Annotated in this window: 19 protein-coding genes; 14 read left to right on the top strand and 5 right to left on the bottom strand. The window is 58.3% G+C overall.

The window, feature by feature from the left end; translation table 11 throughout:
• Nucleotides 1–19: 19 nt before the first annotated feature.
• Entirely contained in the window at nt 20–775 is a 756-nt protein-coding gene (radC, locus tag ACR0DH_RS15680) for a RadC family protein (RefSeq protein WP_170534177.1), read from the top strand.
• Between the two features lie 4 nt (nt 776–779).
• Here the strand turns inward: radC and ACR0DH_RS15685 are convergent, their stop codons facing one another.
• The 3 genes from ACR0DH_RS15685 to secA all read right to left on the bottom strand — a co-directional run bounded on the left by ACR0DH_RS15685 (nt 780) and on the right by secA (nt 6,109).
• Nucleotides 780–2,336 (bottom strand): phosphate ABC transporter substrate-binding/OmpA family protein, encoded by a 1,557-nt coding sequence (locus ACR0DH_RS15685; RefSeq protein ID WP_480550523.1) that lies wholly within the window; start codon nt 2,334–2,336, stop codon nt 780–782.
• 24 nt (nt 2,337–2,360) lie between these two features.
• Nucleotides 2,361–3,290, bottom strand: a complete 930-nt coding sequence (locus ACR0DH_RS15690; RefSeq protein WP_480550525.1) for a hypothetical protein — start codon at nt 3,288–3,290, stop codon at nt 2,361–2,363.
• Nucleotides 3,291–3,391: 101 nt separating this feature from the next.
• A complete protein-coding gene (gene secA / locus ACR0DH_RS15695) occupies nt 3,392–6,109 on the bottom strand; it encodes a preprotein translocase subunit SecA (protein WP_480550527.1) in 2,718 nt (905 codons plus the stop codon).
• A gap of 176 nt (nt 6,110–6,285) precedes the next feature.
• Between secA and ACR0DH_RS15700 the strand changes: the two genes are divergently transcribed.
• From ACR0DH_RS15700 to mutT, 3 genes are read left to right on the top strand one after another with little or no spacing between them, the layout of a single operon-like run.
• On the top strand, nt 6,286–7,134 hold the full coding sequence (locus tag ACR0DH_RS15700; protein WP_480543631.1) for a peptidylprolyl isomerase: 849 nt from the start codon (nt 6,286–6,288) through the stop codon (nt 7,132–7,134).
• A 5-nt stretch (nt 7,135–7,139) separates the two neighbouring features.
• Nucleotides 7,140–8,366: a bifunctional glutamate N-acetyltransferase/amino-acid acetyltransferase ArgJ gene (gene argJ, locus ACR0DH_RS15705; RefSeq protein ID WP_480550529.1), complete on the top strand. Its 1,227-nt coding sequence runs from the start codon at nt 7,140–7,142 to the stop codon at nt 8,364–8,366.
• Entirely contained in the window at nt 8,363–8,761 is a 399-nt protein-coding gene (mutT, locus tag ACR0DH_RS15710; protein ID WP_480550531.1) for an 8-oxo-dGTP diphosphatase MutT, read from the top strand. The genes argJ and mutT overlap by 4 nt, the downstream gene beginning before the upstream one ends.
• 84 nt (nt 8,762–8,845) lie before the next feature.
• On the opposite strand, the gene ACR0DH_RS15715 is transcribed toward mutT, so the two are convergent.
• Both ACR0DH_RS15715 and ACR0DH_RS15720 read right to left on the bottom strand, forming a co-directional pair.
• On the bottom strand, nt 8,846–9,625 hold the full coding sequence (locus ACR0DH_RS15715; RefSeq protein WP_480550532.1) for a class I SAM-dependent methyltransferase: 780 nt from the start codon (nt 9,623–9,625) through the stop codon (nt 8,846–8,848).
• Nucleotides 9,626–9,842: 217 nt separating this feature from the next.
• A complete protein-coding gene (locus tag ACR0DH_RS15720; RefSeq protein WP_480550534.1) occupies nt 9,843–10,964 on the bottom strand; it encodes a serine/threonine protein kinase in 1,122 nt (373 codons plus the stop codon).
• 374 nt (nt 10,965–11,338) lie between these two features.
• Between ACR0DH_RS15720 and ACR0DH_RS15725 the strand changes: the two genes are divergently transcribed.
• The 10 genes from ACR0DH_RS15725 to ACR0DH_RS15770 all read left to right on the top strand — a co-directional run bounded on the left by ACR0DH_RS15725 (nt 11,339) and on the right by ACR0DH_RS15770 (nt 22,261).
• Entirely contained in the window at nt 11,339–13,282 is a 1,944-nt protein-coding gene (locus ACR0DH_RS15725) for an AMP-binding protein (RefSeq protein WP_480550576.1), read from the top strand.
• 79 nt (nt 13,283–13,361) lie between these two features.
• Nucleotides 13,362–14,180 (top strand): ABC transporter ATP-binding protein, encoded by an 819-nt coding sequence (locus ACR0DH_RS15730; protein ID WP_170534159.1) that lies wholly within the window; start codon nt 13,362–13,364, stop codon nt 14,178–14,180.
• A 29-nt stretch (nt 14,181–14,209) separates the two neighbouring features.
• Nucleotides 14,210–15,196, top strand: a complete 987-nt coding sequence (locus ACR0DH_RS15735; protein ID WP_480550536.1) for a branched-chain amino acid ABC transporter permease — start codon at nt 14,210–14,212, stop codon at nt 15,194–15,196.
• Between the two features lie 2 nt (nt 15,197–15,198).
• Nucleotides 15,199–15,456, top strand: a complete 258-nt coding sequence (locus ACR0DH_RS15740; protein WP_480550537.1) for a hypothetical protein — start codon at nt 15,199–15,201, stop codon at nt 15,454–15,456.
• Nucleotides 15,457–15,459: 3 nt separating this feature from the next.
• The gene (locus ACR0DH_RS15745) at nt 15,460–16,536 is read left to right on the top strand and encodes a branched-chain amino acid ABC transporter permease (protein WP_480550539.1); all 1,077 of its coding nucleotides are present in this window, start codon (nt 15,460–15,462) and stop codon (nt 16,534–16,536) included.
• A 75-nt stretch (nt 16,537–16,611) separates the two neighbouring features.
• The gene (locus tag ACR0DH_RS15750) at nt 16,612–17,895 is read left to right on the top strand and encodes an ABC transporter substrate-binding protein (protein WP_480550541.1); all 1,284 of its coding nucleotides are present in this window, start codon (nt 16,612–16,614) and stop codon (nt 17,893–17,895) included.
• Between the two features lie 113 nt (nt 17,896–18,008).
• Complete coding sequence (locus ACR0DH_RS15755; RefSeq protein WP_480550543.1) at nt 18,009–18,842, top strand: ABC transporter ATP-binding protein; 834 nt, start codon at nt 18,009–18,011, stop codon at nt 18,840–18,842.
• 19 nt (nt 18,843–18,861) lie between these two features.
• Nucleotides 18,862–20,079 carry a phenylacetate--CoA ligase family protein gene (locus ACR0DH_RS15760; protein ID WP_480550545.1) on the top strand — a complete coding sequence of 406 codons (1,218 nt, stop codon included), beginning with the start codon at nt 18,862–18,864 and terminating at the stop codon, nt 20,077–20,079.
• Nucleotides 20,080–20,182: 103 nt separating this feature from the next.
• On the top strand, nt 20,183–21,847 hold the full coding sequence (locus ACR0DH_RS15765) for an ABC transporter permease (RefSeq protein WP_480550547.1): 1,665 nt from the start codon (nt 20,183–20,185) through the stop codon (nt 21,845–21,847).
• 63 nt (nt 21,848–21,910) lie between these two features.
• Complete coding sequence (locus ACR0DH_RS15770) at nt 21,911–22,261, top strand: DUF2794 domain-containing protein (RefSeq protein WP_353009256.1); 351 nt, start codon at nt 21,911–21,913, stop codon at nt 22,259–22,261.
• Nucleotides 22,262–22,264: the final 3 nt, after the last annotated feature.

Below are 22,264 nucleotides of genomic sequence, written 5' to 3' on the forward strand. Positions count from 1 at the left end.
TCTGCGCCAGTGTCAGATCATGACACAGGACGCCTTTGCCGAAGCCCCCATGCTCTTCGATACGGACGAAGCGCCAGCGCAGCCGCTGCCGACGGGTCGGTTACCCTCCTACATCAAAGACCATCGCAAGCGGCTGCGCGAACGGTTCATGGCGGGCGGTTCAGCCGCGATGCCGGATTATGAGCTGTTGGAACTGGTCCTGTTCCGCTCCATCCCCCGGCAAGACGTGAAGCCGCTGGCCCGCGCGCTGATGGATACGTTTGGCGATTTCAACCGCGTTCTGACCGCGCCCGAAGAACGGCTGCGGCAGATTAAGGGTGTTGGGGATACAGTGATCACCGACCTGAAAATCCTTGAGGCCTGCGCCCACCGTATGGCGCGCGCACGGGTGATGCAGCGGCATGTGATCTCAGGCTGGGACGCGCTGCTGGACTATTGCCATACCACCATGGCCCATCGTGAGACCGAGCAGTTCCGCGTGTTCTATCTGGACCGCAAGAACGTACTGATCGCGGATGAAGAGCAGGCCAAGGGCACCGTTGATCACGTACCGGTCTATCCGCGCGAGGTGGCGAAGCGCGCACTGGAGCTGAATGCTTCGGCCCTGATCCTGGTGCATAACCACCCGTCAGGCGACCCGACGCCGTCGAAATCCGATATCGATATGACAAACCGCATTCAAGATGCCTGCACCGCGTTGGGCCTGACCCTGCATGACCATCTCATCATTGGCAAATCGACCGAGCTGAGTTTTCGGTCCGAAGGATACCTCTAGCGTGTCATTCGACCCAGATTTCAACGCGGCGGTTGACTTTGCGGCCCCATTCGGTGTCGTCGCAGGCCATGGGCATCGCCTCACCGAACCCGTCGACCGCGATCTCGATACTCTCGGGTATCTCGGTCTCAACAGCCCCGAGAACCGAGTTCCGAACGGTTTGCGCACGGCGCAGGGCGATGCGGGCATTGGTGCTGGCAGGCCCATCCCCGTCACTGAACCCGACAAACAGCAGTTTGCGGGCGTTCAGCGTTCCGGTCTCAAGCGCCTGCGCGAGATATTGAATGTTCGAGCGTGATTGGGCGTCGGGTCTGGACGATCCGGGCTCGAACCGAACCGACAGCGACAAACGCGCCATCGGACGTAGTGTATCGACCATGCGCTGAACCTCTTCCAGCCCAACCTCGGCCCCGCCGGATACAATGGCGTTTGACAGGCGGTCGCCCTGCAAACCAATTCGCGTTCTTTCCGGTGTCTGATCGACATATCCGGCCTGCCGGATGGCCAATTGGGCATCAGCGCCCAAGCTATAGGCCAGGAATTGACGTGCGATCCGCGGCAGGCGGCGTTCCGGCAGGTAGAGGAACATCGGCAGTGTCAGCGGATAGTCTTCGGTCTTGATCGCTTCACGTGATGCGGCGAGCGCATGCCCGCACCCACCAGTCAACGGCAGAGCGCGCGTGTTATCGGCCGAGGCATGGCTGGCGATCCCAATCGCAAAGGAATCCTTCGCCACGGCCTGTACCAGATCGCCGTTGCGCCCGTGGCGTATGGCATCAGAAGTCAGCTCCACATCTGCCGGGGCCAACAGCTGATCCTCGACAGCTTGGGCGAGCCCCGATCCCGCATCCGGCATATGCAGCGCGATAGGCGCATCAGGTCCACCCAGATCCGCCCAGTTTGTGACCTCACCGGACAGAACACGTGCCAGATCGGCGGGTGAAATCTGACCGGTAATGTTGTCCCGGGCAACAACCGGGACCATGGCATCCAATGCAATCACCCGCGACCGGCGAGGGCGGGTCAGGTCGCCTAGCCCGGCCTCTGCGGCTGCGGTCTGTTCAGCCTCACGGATTTCACGCAGGGCCATGACGATGTCGGCATCATTTGCGATCAGATCGGAAAATCCCTGATCCGTGTTTCCGACGCGAAAGAACAATCGCGCAAGTGGCGCCGTTCGCCCCGACTGAAACAGTTCATAGGCAAAGCTGCGTTCATCCACCCGTTTCGGCGTTGCGGTCAGCCCCTCTTGCCGCGCGAAACCAATGATCAGAGCGGGCAAAACGGTTTCGGCCATGACCGACGAGCCCGAAAACCAGACCTCGGCCACGAAATCCGTCAGATTCGGGCAGGCGGGGCCATCACAGGTGACGCCCGAGCCGTCGACTGTCAGCTCTCCGAATTGTGTGTCGACGCGGTAGAATTCGCCATCAAAACCCAGCAGGTCGCCCGTGATCTCGACCTGGCCGTCATGCGAAGTGAGGGTGATGTCCTGCGCCACAGCACTTGTTCCAAGTGTTGCTGAGATCAGCGCGGCCACTGCCACACGGAAAAATGTCATCAGAGAGTCGAGCCTGTCTGCGGGTTACTTTGCCGCGATTGTCAGGTCTTGGAGCAGATTATTCAACACCAGAAACTCGCCCAATTGCGAGCAGTCCGGTACGGCCACGCTCAGATCACGTGACCGTAGGCCTGTGTTGGCCCGCAGCTCGATGGACTGAACGTTCAAGGTGTGACCGCAATTGTTTTCGGTCACTTCCGCTTCGACGGTCAGGTCGATGGTTCCCGTTTGCTGGGACTGGCCCGCCGGGAACGAATATACTTCGATATTTTGGGCGTCTGTCAGTCCTGAATGGCCTAGGCTGACAACACTGCCAGCGCCTGCTGTGGCGCTGTTCGACCAGACGTGACCATCGCCACCATAGCTGGCGCCGAATTCCAGTGCGTGAATTTGCAACGCTTTGTCGCCCTTCCACTGCAGTGCCACACGATCATAGTCTTTCAGATCAGGGACATGGGTCGTGGCGACGGTCCCAGTTTGATCCGGGAATGAGATCAGAAAGATCGCATATTCAGACAGCGCCGGGATGGTTACCCTGAGCGTGCCGTTCTGATCGGTGACTTGCGTCAGGGTCAGGCCGCTGTGGTGAATGCTGATCCGCTCATTGCCGCGACACGGAGATTTGATGGTCAGGCGGGCCTGCGCGCCGGGCACGGCAACAGCGCGGGCGCTTAGGTTACAGGATTTCTGTGTGGGCTTCTGTCGGGGTTCGACACGGGTGGTTTTGGGCGCAACAACAGCGTCGTCAGCGCCAGATGCGGTTGCTGAGGCTGAGGTCAGCACGATGCTATCCAACCCTGCCAGAACCGACGTTTGATTTGTTTGCGTAGCCGCAGCAATTTGGTTCTGCGCATCGCTTGGTTGCGCAGCTGTTCCATATTGCATCAAGTAACCAATGCCCAGGGCACAGGCGATTGTGCCGCACATGGTCACGTAGTTTCTTACAACAAACAAGACACCCTCCCCAGTTGAAGGAGCGAGTCGCACACTGATCCTGAATCGAGGCTTATTTGTGTCCTCGAAACGGACTCATTGTGATCAGGATGTCGATGACGTTAGGTTAACCTGCCATGGCAATGTTTGAACTTCTTGCCAGATCCGCAGGGGCAAGGGTCGTTTCGCGACGGGTTACCCCAGGTCGACGGATCGGTTTCGTCAAATCCCGGCAGCGCGTCACCTGACGCGGCAGCTTCGGCTTTGGCCTCGGCCCGATCGGTTGCCTGATCCACCGCAGCTTGCGTCTGAGCCTGCTGTGCCGCCATCTGCGCCAGCATCTCTTTCTGCTCTTCCTCGGTCAGTGGACGAACGCGTGACAGCTGCTGTGTCACGGTTTCGCGCAGGCTGTCCAACATGCCTTCGAACAGTTGGAAACTTTCGGTTTTGTATTCGTTCAGCGGATCGCGCTGTGCGTAGCCCCGGAACCCAACGACCGAGCGCAGATGTTCCAGCGTCAGCAGATGCTCGCGCCACTTGCTGTCGATGGTTTGCAGTAGCACCTGCTTTTCGATGTTGCGCATGTTTTCGGGGCCAAAGGCAACGGCCTTCTGCGCCATCATCTCGTCGGCGGACTTGATCAGGCGTTCACGCACCTGCTCGTCATCAACGCCTTCTTCGGCGGCCCAGTCCTGAACTGGTGCGTCGATGGTCAGCTTGTCTTTGATTGCCTCATGTAGACCTTCAGTATCCCACTGATCCGCATAGGATTTCGGCGGCATGTATTCGTCGATCAGATCGTCGATCACCTGCTCGCGCATATCCGAGACGATCTCGGACAGGTCGTCTGCCGACATGATCTCGCGCCGTTGGCTAAAGACCACCTTCCGCTGGTCGTTCATCACATCGTCGAATTTCAGAACGTTTTTGCGCATGTCAAAGTTGCGGCCTTCGACTTTGGATTGCGCGCGCTCCAGAGATTTGTTGACCCAGGGGTGAATGATGGCTTCGCCTTCTTTCATGCCCAATGTGGTCAGCACCTTGTCCAGCCGTTCTGAGCCGAAGATGCGCATCAGATCGTCTTCGAGGCTGAGGTAGAACACGGTGCGGCCCGGGTCACCCTGACGGCCTGAACGACCACGCAGCTGGTTGTCGATGCGGCGGCTTTCGTGGCGCTCGGACGCCATAACATACAGACCGCCAGCATCCAGAACCTTTTGTTTTTCTTCTGCGTGCTTGGCCTCTTCTGCCGTTCGCAATTCGGCCGGGTCGGCTTCGGGGTTCTCGGCCAGTGCCTGCAGAACCTTCATTTCCACATTGCCGCCCAGCTGAATGTCGGTGCCGCGACCGGCCATGTTGGTGGCGATGGTCACCGCCCCATAGCGACCCGCATCTGCCACGATCTGCGCTTCTTGCTCGTGCTGGCGGGCGTTCAGAACGTTGTGTTCGATCTTTTCCTTACTCAGCATCTGGCTAAGAACTTCGGATTTCTCAATCGAAGTGGTGCCAATCAGAACTGGTTGGCCTTTTGCGCTGGCCTCTTTCGCTTCTTTGATGATCGCGCCGTATTTCTCCATTGCGGTGCGATAGACCTGATCGTCTTCATCCAGACGTGCAATTGGCTTGTTGGTCGGCACTTCGACCACGCCCAAACCGTAGATTTCAGCGAATTCCTCAGCCTCGGTCAGCGCTGTACCGGTCATGCCGCCCAGCTTGCCATACAGGCGAAAGTAGTTCTGGAAGGTCACACTGGCCAGCGTCACGTTTTCGGGCTGGATCGGTGCACCTTCCTTGGCTTCGATGGCCTGGTGCAGACCTTCTGACAGGCGGCGACCCGGCATCATCCGGCCGGTGAATTCGTCGATCAGAACGACATTGCCATCGCGGACGATGTAATCCTTGTCGCGCTGGAACAGCTTATGCGCGCGCAGGCCCTGGTTCACGTGGTGCACCACTGTCGTGCTTTCAGGATCATACAGGGAATGCCCTTCGGGGATCAGACCTGCCTCGATCAGTTGCTGTTCCAGGAATTCGTTACCTTCATCGGTGAAGGTCACGTTGCGGGACTTTTCGTCCAGCGTGAAATGCTCATCGCTCAACGACGGGATCAGGGCGTCAATCGCGGTATAAAGGTCCGAGCGATCCTGCGACGGCCCCGAGATGATCAGCGGTGTCCGCGCCTCATCAATCAGGATCGAATCGACTTCATCCACAATCGCGAAATTGTGGTGCTTTTGATAAATCTCACCCAGATCGGCCTTCATGTTGTCGCGCAGATAGTCGAAACCCAGTTCGTTATTGGTGGCGTAGGTCACATCGCAGGCATAGGCGGCTTTCTTGTCCGCATCGGGCTGGCCTGACCAGATCACACCGGTCGTCATGCCGAGGGCGGCAAACACCTTGCCCATCCATTCCGCATCCCGCTTGGCCAGGTATTCGTTCACGGTAACGACATGCACACCCTTACCGGTCAACGCGTTTAGATAGGCGGGGAAGGTGGCGACAAGCGTCTTGCCCTCACCCGTTTTCATTTCCGAGATATTGCCCTGATGCAGGAAGGCGCCGCCCATCAACTGCACGTCAAAGGCACGCAGACCCAGCGCGCGCCGCGCCCCTTCACGAACATTGGCAAAGGCTTCGGGCAGCAGCGCATCCAGGCTTTCGCCCTCGAGCGCGCGTTTGCGCAATTCCTCAGTCTTTTCCTTCAGACCATCGTCAGAGAGTTGTTCGAACTCGGGCTCCAGCGCATTGATCTTTTCGACCAGCGGGCGGGTCGCCTTGATCTTGCGGTCGTTCGGCGTTCCGAAGACCTTTTTGGCGAGCGTTCCGAATCCCAGCATGTTCACTCCAGCGGATCTGTTCTTGTCTTGGTTGCGACAGGCTTGCCCACCTTGCGCGCAACCCATAGATACGGGGGGTGAAAGGCGGCCCTGTCCAAGGCTTCAAAGCGATGTAAGCGGCAGGTTCTGAAGTGTCAACGCCGCGCCCTGTCGCGGCAAAGAAATAGGATGATTCCATGCCCAAAGGCCTCACTTTTCTGCCATCGCTGGCTTTGACTGCCGTGATGGCGCTGCCGTTGGCCGCCGAAACCAAGTCTGACGCCAGCACTGTAATGGCACGGGTTAATGGCGATGAGATCACATTGGGTCACATCATCGCCACTGTCGCAGTGCTGCCGCCACAATACACGCAGATCGAAGACGACGTTCTGTTTGACTTCGTGCTGGAACAGCTGATTCAGCAACAGTTGCTGGGCCAACAGCAACAAGAGCTGACGTCGCAGAACGCGCTGACTCTGGACAACGAAAAGCGGTCCTTGCTGGCAGTGCAGACGGTAGGTGCTCTGACCGACTCGGTTGTAACGGATGAAGCCATTCAGGCCGCCTATGACGCGCAATATGCCGAGTTCGAAGGTGAAGACGAGTTCGACGCCAGCCACATTCTGGTTGAAAGCGAAGACGAGGCCAAGGTGATCAAAGCACAGTTGGATGATGGCGCAGATTTTGCGGAGATGGCGCGCGAGCATTCCACCGGTCCGTCCGGTCCCAATGGCGGATCGCTGGGTTGGTTCGGCAAGGGTCAGATGGTGCCAGAATTCGAAAACGCTGTCGTTGGTCTGGAAAAGGGCCAGATCTCGGACCCCGTTCAAACCCAGTTCGGCTGGCATCTGGTGATCCTGAACGACAAACGCAAATCCGAAGCCCCCGCACTTGAGGCGGTTCGCGATGAGCTTACTCAGACCCTTCAGCAGGACGCGATTCAGGCGCGTATCGATGAACTGACCCAGCAGGCGCAGATCGAACGCTCGCCGTTGGAAGGGGCAGGCCCCGAGATCATCCGCCAGCTGGACCTGATTCAGGAGTAATCTGCGTGGCCACGATCACCAAGGTTTCGCCGCTGGCCCCCGCCGGATTCCCTGACCTGCCCGCAATCGACGGTGTGCGGTTCGCCACCGTTGAAGCCGGGGTGCGGTATCAGGGTCGGACGGACGTCATGCTGGCTGTTCTGGACCCCGGCACCTCGGTCGCCGGGGTTTTCACCCGATCCGCCACCCGCGCCGCGCCTGTGCTGGATTGTCAGGACAAGATCGGCGGGCCCAGCGATGGCCCGGCGGCGATCTTGGTGAATTCGGGCAACGCCAATGCCTTCACTGGTCACTACGGCCAGACCTCGGTGGCCGAAGTCACGCAGGCCGTGTCCAAAGCGACCGGAGTATCAGTTGAGCGCGTCTTTACCTCCTCCACTGGCGTGATTGGTGAGCCGCTGCCGCATGACAAGATCGTTGTGCAGCTTGAGGCGTTGAAATCAGGCCTCAGCCGCCACGCAATCGAAGATGCGGCGCGTGCGATCATGACCACCGATACCTTCCCGAAGGGGGCGAGTGCGCAGGTCGAAATTGATGGCAAAACAGTCTCTATTGCAGGGGTCGCCAAGGGATCGGGCATGATCGCGCCGGATATGGCGACGATGCTGGTCTACATCTTCACCGATGCGCAGGTGGACCAATCCGTGCTGCAAGCGATGCTGGGCGCGCAGACGGACCGGACGTTCAACTGCATTACTGTGGACAGCGATACCTCGACCTCGGATAGCCTGCTGTTATGCGCTACGGGTGCCTCGGGCGTTGATGCCACTGGAAACGAAGCATTTGCCCAAGCGCTTGAAGCGGTGATGCTGGACCTCGCGCAGCAAGTGGTGCGCGACGGCGAAGGGGCCACGAAATTCGTGGAGATCCGCGTGACCGGCGCGGCCAACGATGCCGACGCCAAGACCCACGGGCTAGCCATCGCCAATTCCCCGCTTGTCAAAACTGCCATTGCGGGTGAGGACCCAAACTGGGGTCGCGTGGTCATGGCCATCGGCAAATCCGGTGCCGCTGCCGACCGCGACCGCCTGAGTATCTCGTTCGGAGATATCCTGGTGGCCGAAAAAGGCTGGGTTAGTCCCGAATATCGCGAGGAAGACGCCGCCGCTTATATGAAAGGTCAGGACCTTGTGATCGCTGTCGATCTGGGCTTGGGCGAGGGGCAATCCACCGTTTGGACCTGCGACCTGACCCATGGCTATATCGAGATCAACGCGGATTATCGCTCGTGAAAACGGTTCTGGTATCCGCTGTCGCCCTGATCGACATTGAAGGCCGCGTCCTGCTGGCCCAACGCCCCGCGGGCAAATCCATGGCCGGTCTGTGGGAATTCCCCGGCGGCAAAATCGAACTTGGCGAAACCCCCGAGGCCGCGCTGATCCGTGAGTTGGAAGAGGAGCTGGGCATCAACACCTGGGCCTCCTGCCTCGCGCCGCTGACCTTCGCCAGCCACAGCTATGACGATTTCCATCTGCTGATGCCTCTGTTTGCGTGCCGCAAATGGGAGGGGATTCCGCAGTCTAAGGAGGGTCAGGCTTTGAAATGGGTGCGCGCGAACGATCTGCGGACTTATCCGATGCCTGCGGCGGATGTACCACTGATCCCGATTTTGCGGGAATGGTTGTAATTGTGGGTTGGTATCAACGCTGTGTTCATTTGTCCGGTCCGCGGGACGGAGCGGGCTTTCGCTGCGGCTGCGCCAACGGCCGCTTCAGGTTTCGGAAGTTTTCCTGACAGAGAAACTAAACCGGCCAGTCGAGAAGAAGTGTTCTCCTCTTGCATTAAGTGAGGCTTGCTCCTCTGCCCAGGCCTGCAGCTCATCATCTGGAACAGTTTTTTGCCCGTTCACGTAGGCCACAATGAAGGGCACAATCATTTCGCCATAGCAACCATCATACCTGTCCGTATTTATGATGGAGAAATAGCTCACCTCATTGACGATCAAACCCGTGTTTCGAAGGTGCGCGCCAAGCGTTCGCGGAAGTTTGCTGTCCGCGCAATGCGGTGCAAAAGCCTTGAGCACCTTGTCCATTCGATCCGGATACTCACTGTGCCAACAGACACCTTCCCAGTCTGTGGCAAGGATCAGAGCACGTCCGCCGGGTTTGAGAACACGAAAAACCTCGCTGCAAAACTTCGCTACATCAGGCACATATTCAGCAACCTGGGTGCTAACGACCACATCGAAATAGCTGTCTTTAAATGGGAGTTCGGTCGCATCGGCGCAACGATAGCTTAGCCAGTCATGCTCAATTCGTTTCGTTGCGCGGTCTACCATCTGTTCCGAAATGTCGATGCCTACAACTTCACCATCGGGTCCTGTTTGATCCGCAATTTGAGCCGCGAGAAAGCCGGGGCCGCTTCCAATATCCAGGACCCGCTCGCCCTTTTGAACCGAAATCCTTTGAAGGGTGTCTACTCTTTGAGAAACTACGTCCGGCCCAAGGTACACCGCCTCTAATCGCTCCGCTGCGGCGTCGTCGTATTCCATTCCCATAAAGTGATCCCCCCAATTACTGGCAGTGACGCTAGCATTGCATCTGCTCGTACGGAAGTGGGGCGGCATCGCTGAGCGTTACCAAAGCGGAGGCAATTCAGACATTGGGGCTCGAAGCGAACACTCTCAGAGTACCAGCGCAGCATCGTCTTTTGAGACAGGATGCTGATGCCCGAGCATAACCGGGCACCCTGTTTTCAAACCGAACACCCTACATATTCGGAAAGTAATCCTCGCACTCCCCGTCCCGATACACATCCGCGGTACAGCAATGCAGACCGCCGCCAAAGGCGTAGGCGTCGCGCAGCTCGACTTCGACCACTTCCATGCCCAGCTTGTCCATCTGCTCGGCCTGATAGACCTCGGACTTCTCGACACAGACGGTTTTCGGGTCCAGCACCAGCACGTTCATCGATAGCCAGGTCGAGGAATAGCAGAGCGGCGGCGGCGTGTTGTGGGCCGGTTGGGCGGCGTCCACGATCTCCCACCCGTTTTTCTCGAACATGCCGCGCTGATCTTCGGGCAGGCGGCGCTGCGGGTTGTTGAGGATTAAGCCGGGTCGCAGCGGCGTGAACGTCGCGTCGATATGGATCGGGTAGGGATCGCCGGGGAAGTTCACCGTGTGGACGCGGTGATCGGGGAAGTGACGGCGTAGCCATTCGATGCCCTTGAGGTTCGTTGTAAACCCGTGCTGCACCACAAGATCGCGGCCAAAACGCAGTACGTCGGCGGCATCAAACAGCGGCTCTTCCTCGGTGGTGACAAAGAACTTCTCAGCCGCCCATTGCAGGCGCTTTTCGACGCCGATCTTGTCGCTCAGATAATCGGGATGGTAGTCCGCATCGGTCAGGCGCGGCTTGGGCGCGGCCTCGTGCCGGAAATTGGGGTCTTCATCCCAATACTGTTGCATCAGGGGGCGATAGTTCAGGTATTCGAACCAGCGGCAGCGATAGGACATCGTTGCTTCGAGGATTTCATGCCCGACGGTCAACAGCACATCGCGCGGCGGCATACAGCCAAACTGGCTGTCGGTGTGAAAATCCGGCGTGGTGGCCGGTTTCGAATGATCAATCGACGTCGGACGATCCACACGAATACCGCGGTTGCGAAGTTGATCGGCGAAGTTATCGAGCAACTCGTTGGCCCGGTCGATCGTTTCCTGAGGGCGGCGGCCCCATTGGCCACGCATGTCGCTGTCCTCGGGCACCTTGGCGTCCAGCGCGGGTTCTTCGGGCGGAATGTGGCAATCATCTGCGCGGCCCACGATGACGTGGCGCAGGGTGTCCCATTCGTTCCAGCTTTTGACTTCGGTTTTGTCTGGCGACCAGGCCATGAGTGCCTCCTGCAATGGCAGAGATCGGGGCGGGGCCCTCAATCCCGTGATTGAAAGTCCCGGCGTACAGGATGTGGGGTGAACACGGCTAGCGCCCGGCGACGCCATCGCCAGAGTGTGTGACAGCCCCCATAGCATCGCGGACACGTCTTGAAAAGAAGAGGCTTTAGGGCAGGGACGGTTTGCGGTGCACTCCTGTTACAATTCGTAAGAATTGAGAAAACATCAGGCAAAACTTGACGTCGATCTTTCGTGCGTCCCTTATCGGGGCATCGGCATTCGGGGCGTGGTCCCGGCCTGTCGGTTCCGGCCCAGGGAGGGGTCGGATGGGGAGGAGAGAAAGATTGGCTCAGACGCAGTCGGGCGCTGAAGGGATGCAGTCCCTTCCGGCGCTGTTACACCGCAATGCGACCCAGTTCGGGGATGCCCCGGCCTATCGGGAAAAGGAATTCGGGATCTGGCAATGCTGGACCTGGGCAGAAGCGGCCAAGGAAATCCGCGCCATCGCGCTGGGTTTTCTGGAGTTGGGCGTTGAAAAAGGCGACCACATTGCTGTCATAGGCCGCAACCGCCCGGCGCATTACTGGTCAATGGTGGCCGCGCAGATGGTGGGCGCGGTTCCGGTGCCTCTGTATCAGGACTCGGTCGCTGAAGAGATGGCCTATGTGCTAGAACACTGCGGCGCGAAATATGTCGTCTGTGGCGATCAGGAGCAGGTCGACAAGGTCGTCGAGATTCAGGAAAACCTGCATCAGGTCAAACACATCCTCTATACCGATAAGCGCGGGATGCGGAAGTATGACCACTCCCAGATGAACGCGCTTGAGGACATTATGGCCGAAGGTAGCGCTGGGCATGCGCGGTTCGATGCCGAGTTGGACAAGCGCATCGCAGCGATCACCTATGACGATACCTGCGTGATGCTTTATACCTCGGGTACGACGGGTAAGCCCAAAGGCGTGGTGCTGTCGAACCGGAATGTCATTGAAAGCGCAAAGAACTCGGCTGAATTCGATCATCTGACTCGAGATGAGGATATTCTCTCTTATCTGCCCATGGCCTGGGTGGGAGATTTCATCTTCTCGATCGGTCAGGCCTATTGGTGTGGGTTCTGCGTGAACTGTCCCGAGAGCGCCGACACAATGATGACGGACCTGCGCGAAATCGGGCCGACTTATTTCTTTGCTCCGCCGCGCGTGTTCGAAACCCAGCTGACCAACGTGATGATCCGGATGGAGGATGCGGGCAAGCTGAAGCAGCGCATGTTCCATTACTTCATGGCCCATGCCAAGAAGGTCGGTGGTTTGTTGCTGGACGGCAAGCCGGTGGGCTTTGGCGACAAGCTGAAATACGCGCTGGGCAATATGCTGGTTTACGGCCCGTTGAAGGATACGCTTGGGTACGGACGGTTCCGCGTAGGCTACACGGCGGGTGAGGCCATCGGGCCGGAAATCTTTGATTTCTATCGCTCTTTGGGCATCAACCTGAAACAGCTCTATGGTCAGACCGAAGCGACTGTCTTTATCACGCAACAGCCGGATGGCGAGGTGCGGGCAGATACGGTCGGTGTTCCGGCCCCTGCGGTCGAGTTGAAAATCGACGACAGTGGCGAGATCCACTACCGCTCGCCCGGTGTGTTTGTCGAGTATTACAATAATCCCGATTCCACCGCCTCGACCAAGGATGCCGAGGGCTGGGTGGCGACGGGGGATGCCGGGTTCATCGAGGAGAACTCGGGCCATCTACGCATCATTGACCGCGCCAAGGACGTGGGCAAGATGGCTGATGGGTCGATGTTTGCGCCGAAATATGTCGAGAACAAACTGAAGTTCTATCCTGATATTCTTGAGGTCGTGCTGTTCGGCAATGGCAAGGATCGCTGCGTGGCCTTCATCAATATCGACCTGACGGCGGTGGGGAACTGGGCCGAGCGCAACAACGTGGCATATGCGTCCTACCAGGAACTGGCGGGTCATCCGCGTGTGTTAGAGACGATCAAATCCCACGTGGAAGAGGTGAACAAGTCGGTCGCGGCGGATGAGATGTTGTCGGGCTGTCAGGTGCATCGCTTTGTGGTTTTGCACAAGGAACTGGATGCCGATGATGGCGAGATGACCCGGACCCGCAAGGTGCGGCGTGGCTTTGTCGAGGACAAATTCCACGACATTATCGCCGCGCTTTATGATGGGTCTTCCAGCGTTTCGACGAAAACCGAAGTGACCTATGAGGATGGGCGCAAGGGGTCGATTTCTGCAACGCTTGAGATCGTTGATGCGCCGGTTGTGTCGGTCGCGCAACACAAGGTCGCGGCGGAATGATGGGCCGTTCGAGCGCCGCTCGACCTGCGGTCATCGCCCCGCCCGCCGTCCCAATTTTGCGTAAGTCTGGGAGAGGCTGATGCTGGATCATTCCGAAGGATATGTCACCGAAGACGGCCGCAAGATCGGCGGTGTGGTGATGGAGATGAAGAACATCACCCTGCGTTTCGGCGGTGTGGTGGCGATCAAGGATATCTCGTTCGATATTCGAGAGGGCGAAATTCGCGCCATTATCGGGCCAAACGGCGCGGGTAAGTCCTCTATGCTGAATGTGATCTCGGGGTTTTATGTCCCGCAGGAGGGTGAGGTTTGGTTCCACGGAGCCAAGCGCCCACAGATGCGGCCCTTTGAAGTGGCGCAGCAGGGGATCGCGCGGACCTTCCAGAACATCGCCTTGTTCGAAGGCATGAGCGTTCTGGACAACGTCATGACCGGGCGTCTGAGCTTTATGAAGACCAACATCCTTCAACAGGCGTGGTGGAAGGGGAAGGCCGAAGCCGAAGAGACCGAGAATCGTGAGGCGGTTGAACGGATCATCGACTTCCTCGAAATCCAGCACATCCGCAAGACGCCTGTGTCACGCCTGCCCTACGGGTTGAAAAAGCGGGTGGAGCTTGCGCGTGCTCTGGCGGCGGAGCCGAAGCTGCTGCTGCTGGATGAACCCATGGCGGGCATGAACGTTGAAGAGAAAGAGGACATGAGCCGCTTTATCCTCGACGTGAATGATGAATTCGGCACCACGATTGCCCTGATCGAACACGACATGGGCGTGGTGATGGACCTGAGCGACCGGGTCGTCGTGATGGATTATGGCAAGAAAATTGGCGACGGCACACCCGACGAGGTGCGCAACAACCAAGAGGTCATCGACGCCTATCTTGGGGTCAGCCATGACTGACATCGAGGTGGTAAATTGGGGAGGCGTCTATGCCTGAACAACTCGTATTTGCGATGGAGGTCATCCTCAACGGTCTGATGGCCGGGGTGCTTTATGCGCTGGTCGCGCTGGGCTTTGTGCTGATCTACAAGGCCTCGGGGATTTTTAATTATGCCCAAGGGGTTATGGCGCTTTTTGCGGCGATGACGCTGGTGGGGATCATGAAGGGGCAAGTGCCGTTTGCCCATCTGATCAATGCGATTTTCGGGACACATATCCACTACTTTGGCTGGAACGTCCCTGCGCTTTTGGCGATCCTTTTGACCATGGCGGTGATGGTGTTGTTGGCCTGGGCTGTGCAGCGCTTCGTCATGCGCCATCTGGTCGGGCAGGAGCCGATCATTCTGTTCATGGCCACCATCGGTCTGGCTTACTTCCTTGAGGGTGTGGCCGACCTGATGTGGGGCTCCGAGATCAAGACGCTCGATGTGGGTCTGCCGCAGGGCATCAACCTGTGGATTGATGAGACCACCTTCCAGATTTTCGACTATGGCTTTTTCATCGACAATCTGGACATCGTGGCGACGATCATTGCGGCGCTACTGGTGGCAGCTCTGGTCGCGTTCAGCCAATACACCAAGCAAGGTCGCGCCATGCGCGCGGTGGCCGATGACCATCAGGCGGCGCTGTCTGTGGGAATCTCGCTGAACTTCATCTGGATCATGGTCTGGTCAGTCGCCGGGTTCGTCGCTCTGGTCGCGGGGATCATGTGGGGCACCAAGTCGGGCGTGCAGTTCTCGCTGTCTCTGATTGCGCTGAAGGCGCTGCCGGTGCTGATGCTGGGCGGGTTTACATCGATCCCCGGCGCGATTGTCGGCGGGCTGATCATCGGGGTGGGCGAGAAGCTGTTCGAGTTTGCCATCGGACCGCTGGTCGGCGGCGCAACCGAGAACTGGTTTGCTTACGTGCTGGCGCTGATCTTCCTCGTCTTCCGTCCTCAGGGACTGTTCGGCGAGAAGATCATCGAGAGGGTTTAGCCATGCACAAGCTGATCGCCATCATCAACGTCATCGCATGGGCCGGGTTCTGGGCGTTTGGGTATATCGCCGTTACCTCGGATGATCTGAGCGACAGTCAACTGGTCGTGGCGGCGATCCTGGCTTTTGCCGGGCTGGTCACCGGCATCATGGCTTACATGAAACTGGTCCGCGCGTCCGAGGCGAGCGGGTATGCCAAAGGGTCCAATCAACTGGATGCTGCTGCCCGGGGTCGGGCACAGGAACAATGGGGAAAGTGACGCATGTTCTATCGTGAGGCCGGGGATTTCAAAACCTCGTACATTGCTGACAGCCAAACCTTCCCGATCAAATTCGACCGGTATCGCTACTATGTCGTGCTGGCGGTGGCGTTTGGCATTATTCCGTTCATCATCAATGATTACTGGGCGAACGCGTTGCTGCTGCCTTTCCTGATCTATGCGATTGCCGCGATTGGGTTGAACATTCTTGTTGGCTATTGCGGACAGGTTAGTCTGGGTACTGGCGGCTTCATGGCCGTGGGGGCCTATGCCTGCTACAAATTGATGACGGCGTTCCCCGATGTCAGCATGTTCATCCATGTTCTGCTGGCAGGTGGCATAACCGCGATTGTTGGCGTGCTGTTTGGCCTGCCTTCGCTGCGGATCAAAGGATTCTATCTTGCCGTGGCCACGCTGGCGGCGCAGTTCTTTCTGGTTTGGCTGTTCAACCGGGTGCCGTGGTTCTACAACTACTCGGCCTCGGGTCAGATCAACGCGCCAGAGCGCGATGTCTTTGGCATCATCATAACCGGACCGAACGCGCCCGCATGGGCGACATATCTGTTCTGCCTGATCTTCCTGACCGTCTGTGCAATCATTGCCCGCAACCTGACGCGAGGCACCACGGGCCGGACATGGATGGCGATCCGGGATATGGATATCGCGGCCGAGATCATCGGGGTGAACCCGCTCAAGGCGAAGCTAACTGCCTTTGCGGTCAGCTCATTCTTCGTGGGCGTGGCCGGAGCGCTGTTCTTTGCCGTCTATCTGGGTGCGGTTGAGGTCGGTGAAGTCTTTGGCATTCAGAAATCGTTCTTGGTGCTGTTTATGGTCATCATCGGTGGATTGGGTTCGATCTTCGGATCCTTTGCCGGGGCCGCGTTCCTGGTGTTGCTGCCGGTTGTTCTGAAGCTGGTTGGCGTCGATTTGCTGGGCTGGCCCACGGATATCGTGGCGCATCTCAATCTGGTGATCGTTGGTGCTTTGATCATCATGTTCCTGATCCTGGAACCGCATGGGCTGGCACAGCTGTGGCGCGTCGCGAAAGAGAAACTCAGACTCTGGCCGTTCCCGCACTAAGGGCCGGCCCAATCAAAAGACGGGCAGCTCAAGCCCGAAACCCAACATCGGACTAACCAAGGGAGGAGACACCCGATGAACAAGAAACTGGCAACTCTAGCGCTGGGCGCTGTGATGGCCGCAGGTCCGGTTATGGCCGACCTCGTGTTCCCGTCACTCAGCTATCGGACGGGACCTTATGCGGCGGGCGGTATCCCGTTTGCGGATGGCTATGCTGACTACTTTACCCTGCTGAATGAACGTGACGGTGGGATCGGCGGTGTTCCGGCCCGCGTTCTGGAATGTGAGACCGGCTATAACACCGAAAAAGGTGTGGAATGCTATGAATCCACCAAAGGCGAGGGCGCTTTGGTGTATCAGCCGCTGTCGACCGGTATCACCTATCAGCTGATCCCCAAAGTGACTGCAGATGGGATCCCGCTTCACACGATGGGTTATGGCCGGACGTCGGCCGCGAACGGCAAAGTATTCAGCCATGTGTTCAACTATCCGGCCAACTACTGGAACGGTGCGTCGGGCGCGATCAACTATCTGCTGGATCAGAATGGCGGAGATCTGGGTGGCAAGAAAATCGCTCTGGTCTATCACAACTCTGCTTATGGCAAAGAGCCAATCCGCACGCTGGAAACACTGGCCGAAAAGCATGGCTATGACCTGACCCTGCTGCCGGTGGATCATCCGGGGCAAGAGCAGAAATCTCAGTGGCTGCAAATCCGCCGTGAGAAGCCCGACTATGTGATCATGTGGGGCTGGGGCGTGATGAACCAGGTTGCCGTGCAGGAGGCTGCCAACATCCGCTTCCCGATGGAGAATTTCATCGGCGTCTGGTGGTCCGGTGCGGAATTCGATGTGCAACCTGCGGGTGACAAAGCCACCGGTTATAAGGCGCTGACCTTCACCGGTCTGGGTGATGACTACCCTGTCTATGACGATCTGCAGAAATACGTTGTCGATTCTGGTAAAGCCGCTGGCGCGGGTGATCAGTTGGGCACGGTGCAGTATAACCGTGGTCTCTACGCCGCGATGCTGGCTGCCGAAGCGGTGAAAACTGCACAGGACATGCATGGCACTGCAGAAATCGACGCATCGATGATGCGCGATGGCATGGAAGCGCTGGAGATGACCAACGCCAAGATGGAAGCGCTGGGCATGTCTGGTTTCGGCCCCGAGTTTTCAGTCAGCTGTGAAAATCACGGCGGCCCCGGCCTTGTCGGCGTCGTTCAGTGGGATGCAGCAGCAGGCACGTGGAATTCGGTTCAGGATTTCAAACCGACCGATGCCGACGTGATCAATGCGCTGATCGAAGAAGATTCGGGCGCATACGCGGCTGAAAACAACATCTCGCAGCGCTGCGAGTAAGAAACTGAGCGCGCGCCCCGGGTTTTCCGGGGCGCCCCAGACAAACGGAGCGGCGGGTTGCTTGCCGCTCCTCACGAACCGCCCTTATTGGGCAGGCATGAGGATAAGCGCTGATGCTGGATGCGGCACAAACCACAGATGTACAGGCGGAAACCCTGCTTGAGGTCAACAATATCGAGGTGATCTACAACCATGTGATCCTTGTGCTGAAAGGGGTCAGCCTGACTGTGCCCAAGGGCGGAATTACGGCTTTGCTGGGCGGCAATGGTGCGGGCAAAACCACGACACTGAAGGCGATTTCGAACCTGCTGCATTCCGAACGTGGCGAGGTGACCAAAGGCACGATCAAGTATCGCGGCCAAAGCGTGCATGAAAGCGACCCTGCCGATCTGGTTGAAAAGGGCGTTATCCAGGTGATGGAAGGCCGTCACTGTTTTGAACACCTGACAGTCGAAGAAAACCTGCTGACCGGTGCCTATACCCGCAAGGATGGAAATGCCGCGATCCAGCAGGATCTGGAACTTGTTTATAATTACTTTCCACGCCTGAAAGAGCGTCGCCGGTCGCAGGCCGGCTATACCTCGGGCGGGGAACAGCAGATGGTCGCGATGGGCCGAGCTTTGATGTCGCGACCCGAGACTATCCTGCTGGACGAACCTTCGATGGGTCTGGCCCCTCAGCTGGTCGAAGAGATTTTCGGCATTGTGAAAGATTTGAACGAGAAAGAAGGCGTATCCTTCCTGCTGGCCGAACAGAACACCAATGTGGCACTGCGCTTTGCGCATTACGGCTACATTCTGGAATCCGGTCGCGTTGTGATGGATGGTCCAGCGGCTGAGCTGCGTGAAAACCCCGACGTGAAAGAGTTCTACCTCGGCATGTCCGAGGATGGCCGCAAGAGCTTTCGTGACGTGCGGTCCTATCGCCGCCGCAAGCGGTGGTTGTGATCTGATGGAGGATATGGCGATGACCTATTTCGACACACTCGAAACGCGCTCTGCCGATCAGCGCGCCTTGGATCAGGCCGCAGCTTTGCGGGCGCAGCTTGTGCAGGTGGCCTCCGCACCCGGGTTTGCAGAGCATCTCGCCGAAATTGACACTAATAAGGTCAAATCTGCCGAAGATTTGCCCCTGTTACCGGTTCTACGCAAGTCAGACCTGACCCGCGCCCAGGCCGCCCATTCGCCATTCGGCGGGTTCACTGTGAAGCCAGCGCATCAGTTTCATCACGTGTTCCAGTCGCCGGGGCCAATCTATGAGCCCGGCAACACAGATCAGGATTGGTGGCGCATGGGCCGTTTTTTGAATGCGGCTGGTATCGGCGCGGGTGATATCGTTCAGAACTGCTTTGGCTATCATCTGACACCGGCTGGAATGATCTTTGAAAGCGGTGCGCGCGCGGTTGGTGCCGCCGTCCTGCCCGCCGGAACAGGCCAGACCGAACTACAGGTCACCGCCGCGCGCGACATCGGATGTACCGCCTATGCGGGCACCCCCGATTACCTGAAGGTCATCCTGGACAAGGCTGATGCGATGGGGGTCGAACTCAAGTTCTCCAAAGCTGCCGTGGGCGGCGGTGCGCTGTTCCCGTCACTGCGTCAGGACTATGCGGATCGCGGGATTTCCTGCCTGCAATGCTATGCCACAGCAGATCTGGGCAATGTCGCCTATGAAAGCGCCGCGATGGAAGGGATGATCATCGACGAGCATGTGATCGTCGAGATTGTGACCCCAGGAACTGGCATTCCTGTGTCCATGGGTGAGGTGGGTGAGGTGGTCGTGACCTCTCTGAACCCCGACTATCCCCTGATCCGCTTTGCCACCGGGGATCTGTCAGCCCTGATGCCGGGTGTCTCGCCCTGTGGGCGGACCAATTTGCGGATCAAAGGCTGGATGGGTCGTGCCGACCAGACCACCAAGATAAAGGGGATGTTTGTTCGCCCTGAACAGGTCGCCGCTTTGGTCGAAAAGCATGACGAGATCGTCAAAGCCCGCGTGATTGCCGCGCGGCAGGGAGAGATGGATACCATGACTGTCCAGATCGAAAGCTCGGGTGGCGATGACATGGCCTATGCCAAATCCGTGGCCGAAGTGCTGAAGCTGAAAGGCGCGATCGAGGTAGTCGCGCCCGGTTCCCTGCCCAAAGACGGCTTAGTGATCGAGGACCAGCGGGTTTATGAGTAAGGTCTGCGGCAGTATGTGTCGCAGATTTGTTGCCCGCACACTGGTGTTTCCGAGCGTTTTGGTCGATTAAAGGCGAAGTCTTCGGCATCAACGCAGCGGGGCAATGACCCAGATCGACTATTCTGAAAACGGATCGCGAAACCGCGGCGTGCGCGGGACCCGGCTTTTGGCCGGGCTGGCCTACGTCGTGGCTGGGGCGTGCCTGTTGCCGATGATCGCGGTTGTTCTGGCTGCGCTGACCGGTGGGACCGATGCAATAACGCATTTGGCCGAGACGGTATTGCCCAGGTACACAGTCACCACGATTATTCTGGTCATATTGGTGGCTATCGGCACGTTCTGCATCGGAACCGGCGCCGCCTGGCTGGTGACAATGACTCGGTTCCCCGGTGTCCGATTGTTGGAAATCGCATTGGTCCTGCCGTTGGCCTTTCCGGCCTATGTGCTTGCCTATGCCTACACCTTTGTTCTGGATCACCCAGGCATCGTACAAACCACCCTGCGTAACGTGACGGGATGGGGCCCGCGCGACTATTGGTTCCCCGAGATCCGCTCGACCGAGGGTGCGGCGGCAATGCTGATCCTTGTACTTTATCCTTATGTCTACCTGCTGGCCCGCGCCGCGTTTCTGCAGCAAAGCGCTACGGCGTTTCTGGCGGCGCGCGCCTTGGGGAACAATCCGTGGTTGGCGTTTCGGCGTGTGTCGTTGCCCATGGCGCGCCCTGCGATTGCGGGCGGGGTGCTGCTTGCGATCATGGAGACCATCGCGGATTTTGGAACCGTCTCCTATTTCGGGGTTCAGACTTTTGCGACCGGCATTTACACCAGTTGGTTTTCGCTGGGTGATCGCGCTGGGGCCGCGCAGCTGGCACTATGCTTGTTGGGTTTTGCCTTGATGCTGGCCGTGGCTGAACGAACGTTGCGCGGGAATGCAAAGTATCATCAAAGCGGCAAACACCATGTGGCGCACCCCGCCGCGCATCTGACCGGGTGGCGCGCCCTTGGGGCGTTTCTTCTTTGCGCAGTGCCTGTCCTGTTTGGGTTCGTATTTCCGGTTCTCATTCTGGTCGACATGGGATTGGAGTCTGAACAGAACCTGCTGTCGGACCGGTACCTTGGGTTCATCCAGAACTCATTGATCCTGGCGGGCACCGCGGCTCTGGTCACTGTAGCGGCGGCGGTCAGCGTTGGATTCTTTCAGCGCCTCAGACCCGGGCGCGCCTCGACCAGCGCGGCTTATCTGGCTCGGCTGGGATATGCGGTGCCCGGCGGTGTGATTGCGGTTGGGCTGCTTGTGCCCTTCGCTGCGTTTGACAACGCACTGGACGCCTGGATGCGCCAGACCTTTGATATCTCGACCGGCTTGTTGGTTACAGGGTCTATCTGGCTGTTGGTCGCGGCCTATATGGTGCGGTTTCTGGCTGCCGCACTGGGCGCGTATGAAGGCGGGCAGAGCACGGTTCACGCCAATATGGACGCAGCCGCTCGGTCTTTGGGGCAAACTCCGTTGGGAACGCTGCGGCGGGTCCATCTGCCCATTCTGACCCCATCGCTGCTCACCGCTTTGCTGATCGTCTTCGTCGATGTGATGAAAGAGTTGCCCGCGACCCTGATCATGCGCCCGTTCAACTTTGATACACTGGCGGTGCAGGCTTACCGCTTGGCCTCGGACGAACGGCTCGAAGGGGCCGCAGTACCTTCGCTGGTCATTCTGGCCGTTGGCTTGTTGCCGGTGATCCTGATCTGTCGACAGATCGGGCGGCGATAGGGAAATACAGCGTTGATGCGCATCAGGCTTGATTCAGGCGCGATTTCCGGCAAGGCTTGAGATATGAATATGCAGCCTCCCAGCCGGTTCTCTGCAAACTCGGCCCAGATGCCCGTCGCGTTCGACCGGCGCGAGATGTCACATATCCTGTCTGTCTATGGTCGGATGGTCGCCGCCGGAGAATGGCGCGACTACGGAATATCCAACCTGCGCGATACGGCTATCTTCTCGATCTTCCGGCGCACAGCCGAACACCCGATCTATCGCATCGAGAAACACCCGCGCTTGCGGCAGAAACAAGGGATGTATTCGGTTGTTGGCATGGACGGTCGCATCCTGAAACGCGGCCACGACTTGCGTACGGTGTTGCGTGTGTTGGAGCGTAAGTTGATCCGCTCAGTTTCTCCGGATTAGAGT

This window comes from Ruegeria sp. I1, from assembly GCF_056532675.1.

What these genes read in the sequence shown, in the direction of transcription:
- radC (WP_170534177.1), top strand. Translation starts at nt 20, where the DNA reads ATGACACAGGACGCCTTTGCCGAAGCCCCCATGCTCTTCGATACGGAC.
- ACR0DH_RS15685 (WP_480550523.1), bottom strand. Translation starts at nt 2,336, where the DNA reads ATGACATTTTTCCGTGTGGCAGTGGCCGCGCTGATCTCAGCAACACTT.
- secA (WP_480550527.1), bottom strand. Translation starts at nt 6,109, where the DNA reads ATGCTGGGATTCGGAACGCTCGCCAAAAAGGTCTTCGGAACGCCGAAC.
- ACR0DH_RS15700 (WP_480543631.1), top strand. Translation starts at nt 6,286, where the DNA reads ATGCCCAAAGGCCTCACTTTTCTGCCATCGCTGGCTTTGACTGCCGTG.
- ACR0DH_RS15715 (WP_480550532.1), bottom strand. Translation starts at nt 9,625, where the DNA reads ATGGAATACGACGACGCCGCAGCGGAGCGATTAGAGGCGGTGTACCTT.
- ACR0DH_RS15720 (WP_480550534.1), bottom strand. Translation starts at nt 10,964, where the DNA reads ATGGCCTGGTCGCCAGACAAAACCGAAGTCAAAAGCTGGAACGAATGG.
- ACR0DH_RS15725 (WP_480550576.1), top strand. Translation starts at nt 11,339, where the DNA reads ATGCAGTCCCTTCCGGCGCTGTTACACCGCAATGCGACCCAGTTCGGG.
- ACR0DH_RS15730 (WP_170534159.1), top strand. Translation starts at nt 13,362, where the DNA reads ATGCTGGATCATTCCGAAGGATATGTCACCGAAGACGGCCGCAAGATC.
- ACR0DH_RS15735 (WP_480550536.1), top strand. Translation starts at nt 14,210, where the DNA reads ATGCCTGAACAACTCGTATTTGCGATGGAGGTCATCCTCAACGGTCTG.
- ACR0DH_RS15740 (WP_480550537.1), top strand. Translation starts at nt 15,199, where the DNA reads ATGCACAAGCTGATCGCCATCATCAACGTCATCGCATGGGCCGGGTTC.
- ACR0DH_RS15745 (WP_480550539.1), top strand. Translation starts at nt 15,460, where the DNA reads ATGTTCTATCGTGAGGCCGGGGATTTCAAAACCTCGTACATTGCTGAC.
- ACR0DH_RS15750 (WP_480550541.1), top strand. Translation starts at nt 16,612, where the DNA reads ATGAACAAGAAACTGGCAACTCTAGCGCTGGGCGCTGTGATGGCCGCA.
- ACR0DH_RS15755 (WP_480550543.1), top strand. Translation starts at nt 18,009, where the DNA reads ATGCTGGATGCGGCACAAACCACAGATGTACAGGCGGAAACCCTGCTT.
- ACR0DH_RS15760 (WP_480550545.1), top strand. Translation starts at nt 18,862, where the DNA reads ATGACCTATTTCGACACACTCGAAACGCGCTCTGCCGATCAGCGCGCC.
- ACR0DH_RS15765 (WP_480550547.1), top strand. Translation starts at nt 20,183, where the DNA reads ATGACCCAGATCGACTATTCTGAAAACGGATCGCGAAACCGCGGCGTG.
- ACR0DH_RS15770 (WP_353009256.1), top strand. Translation starts at nt 21,911, where the DNA reads ATGAATATGCAGCCTCCCAGCCGGTTCTCTGCAAACTCGGCCCAGATG.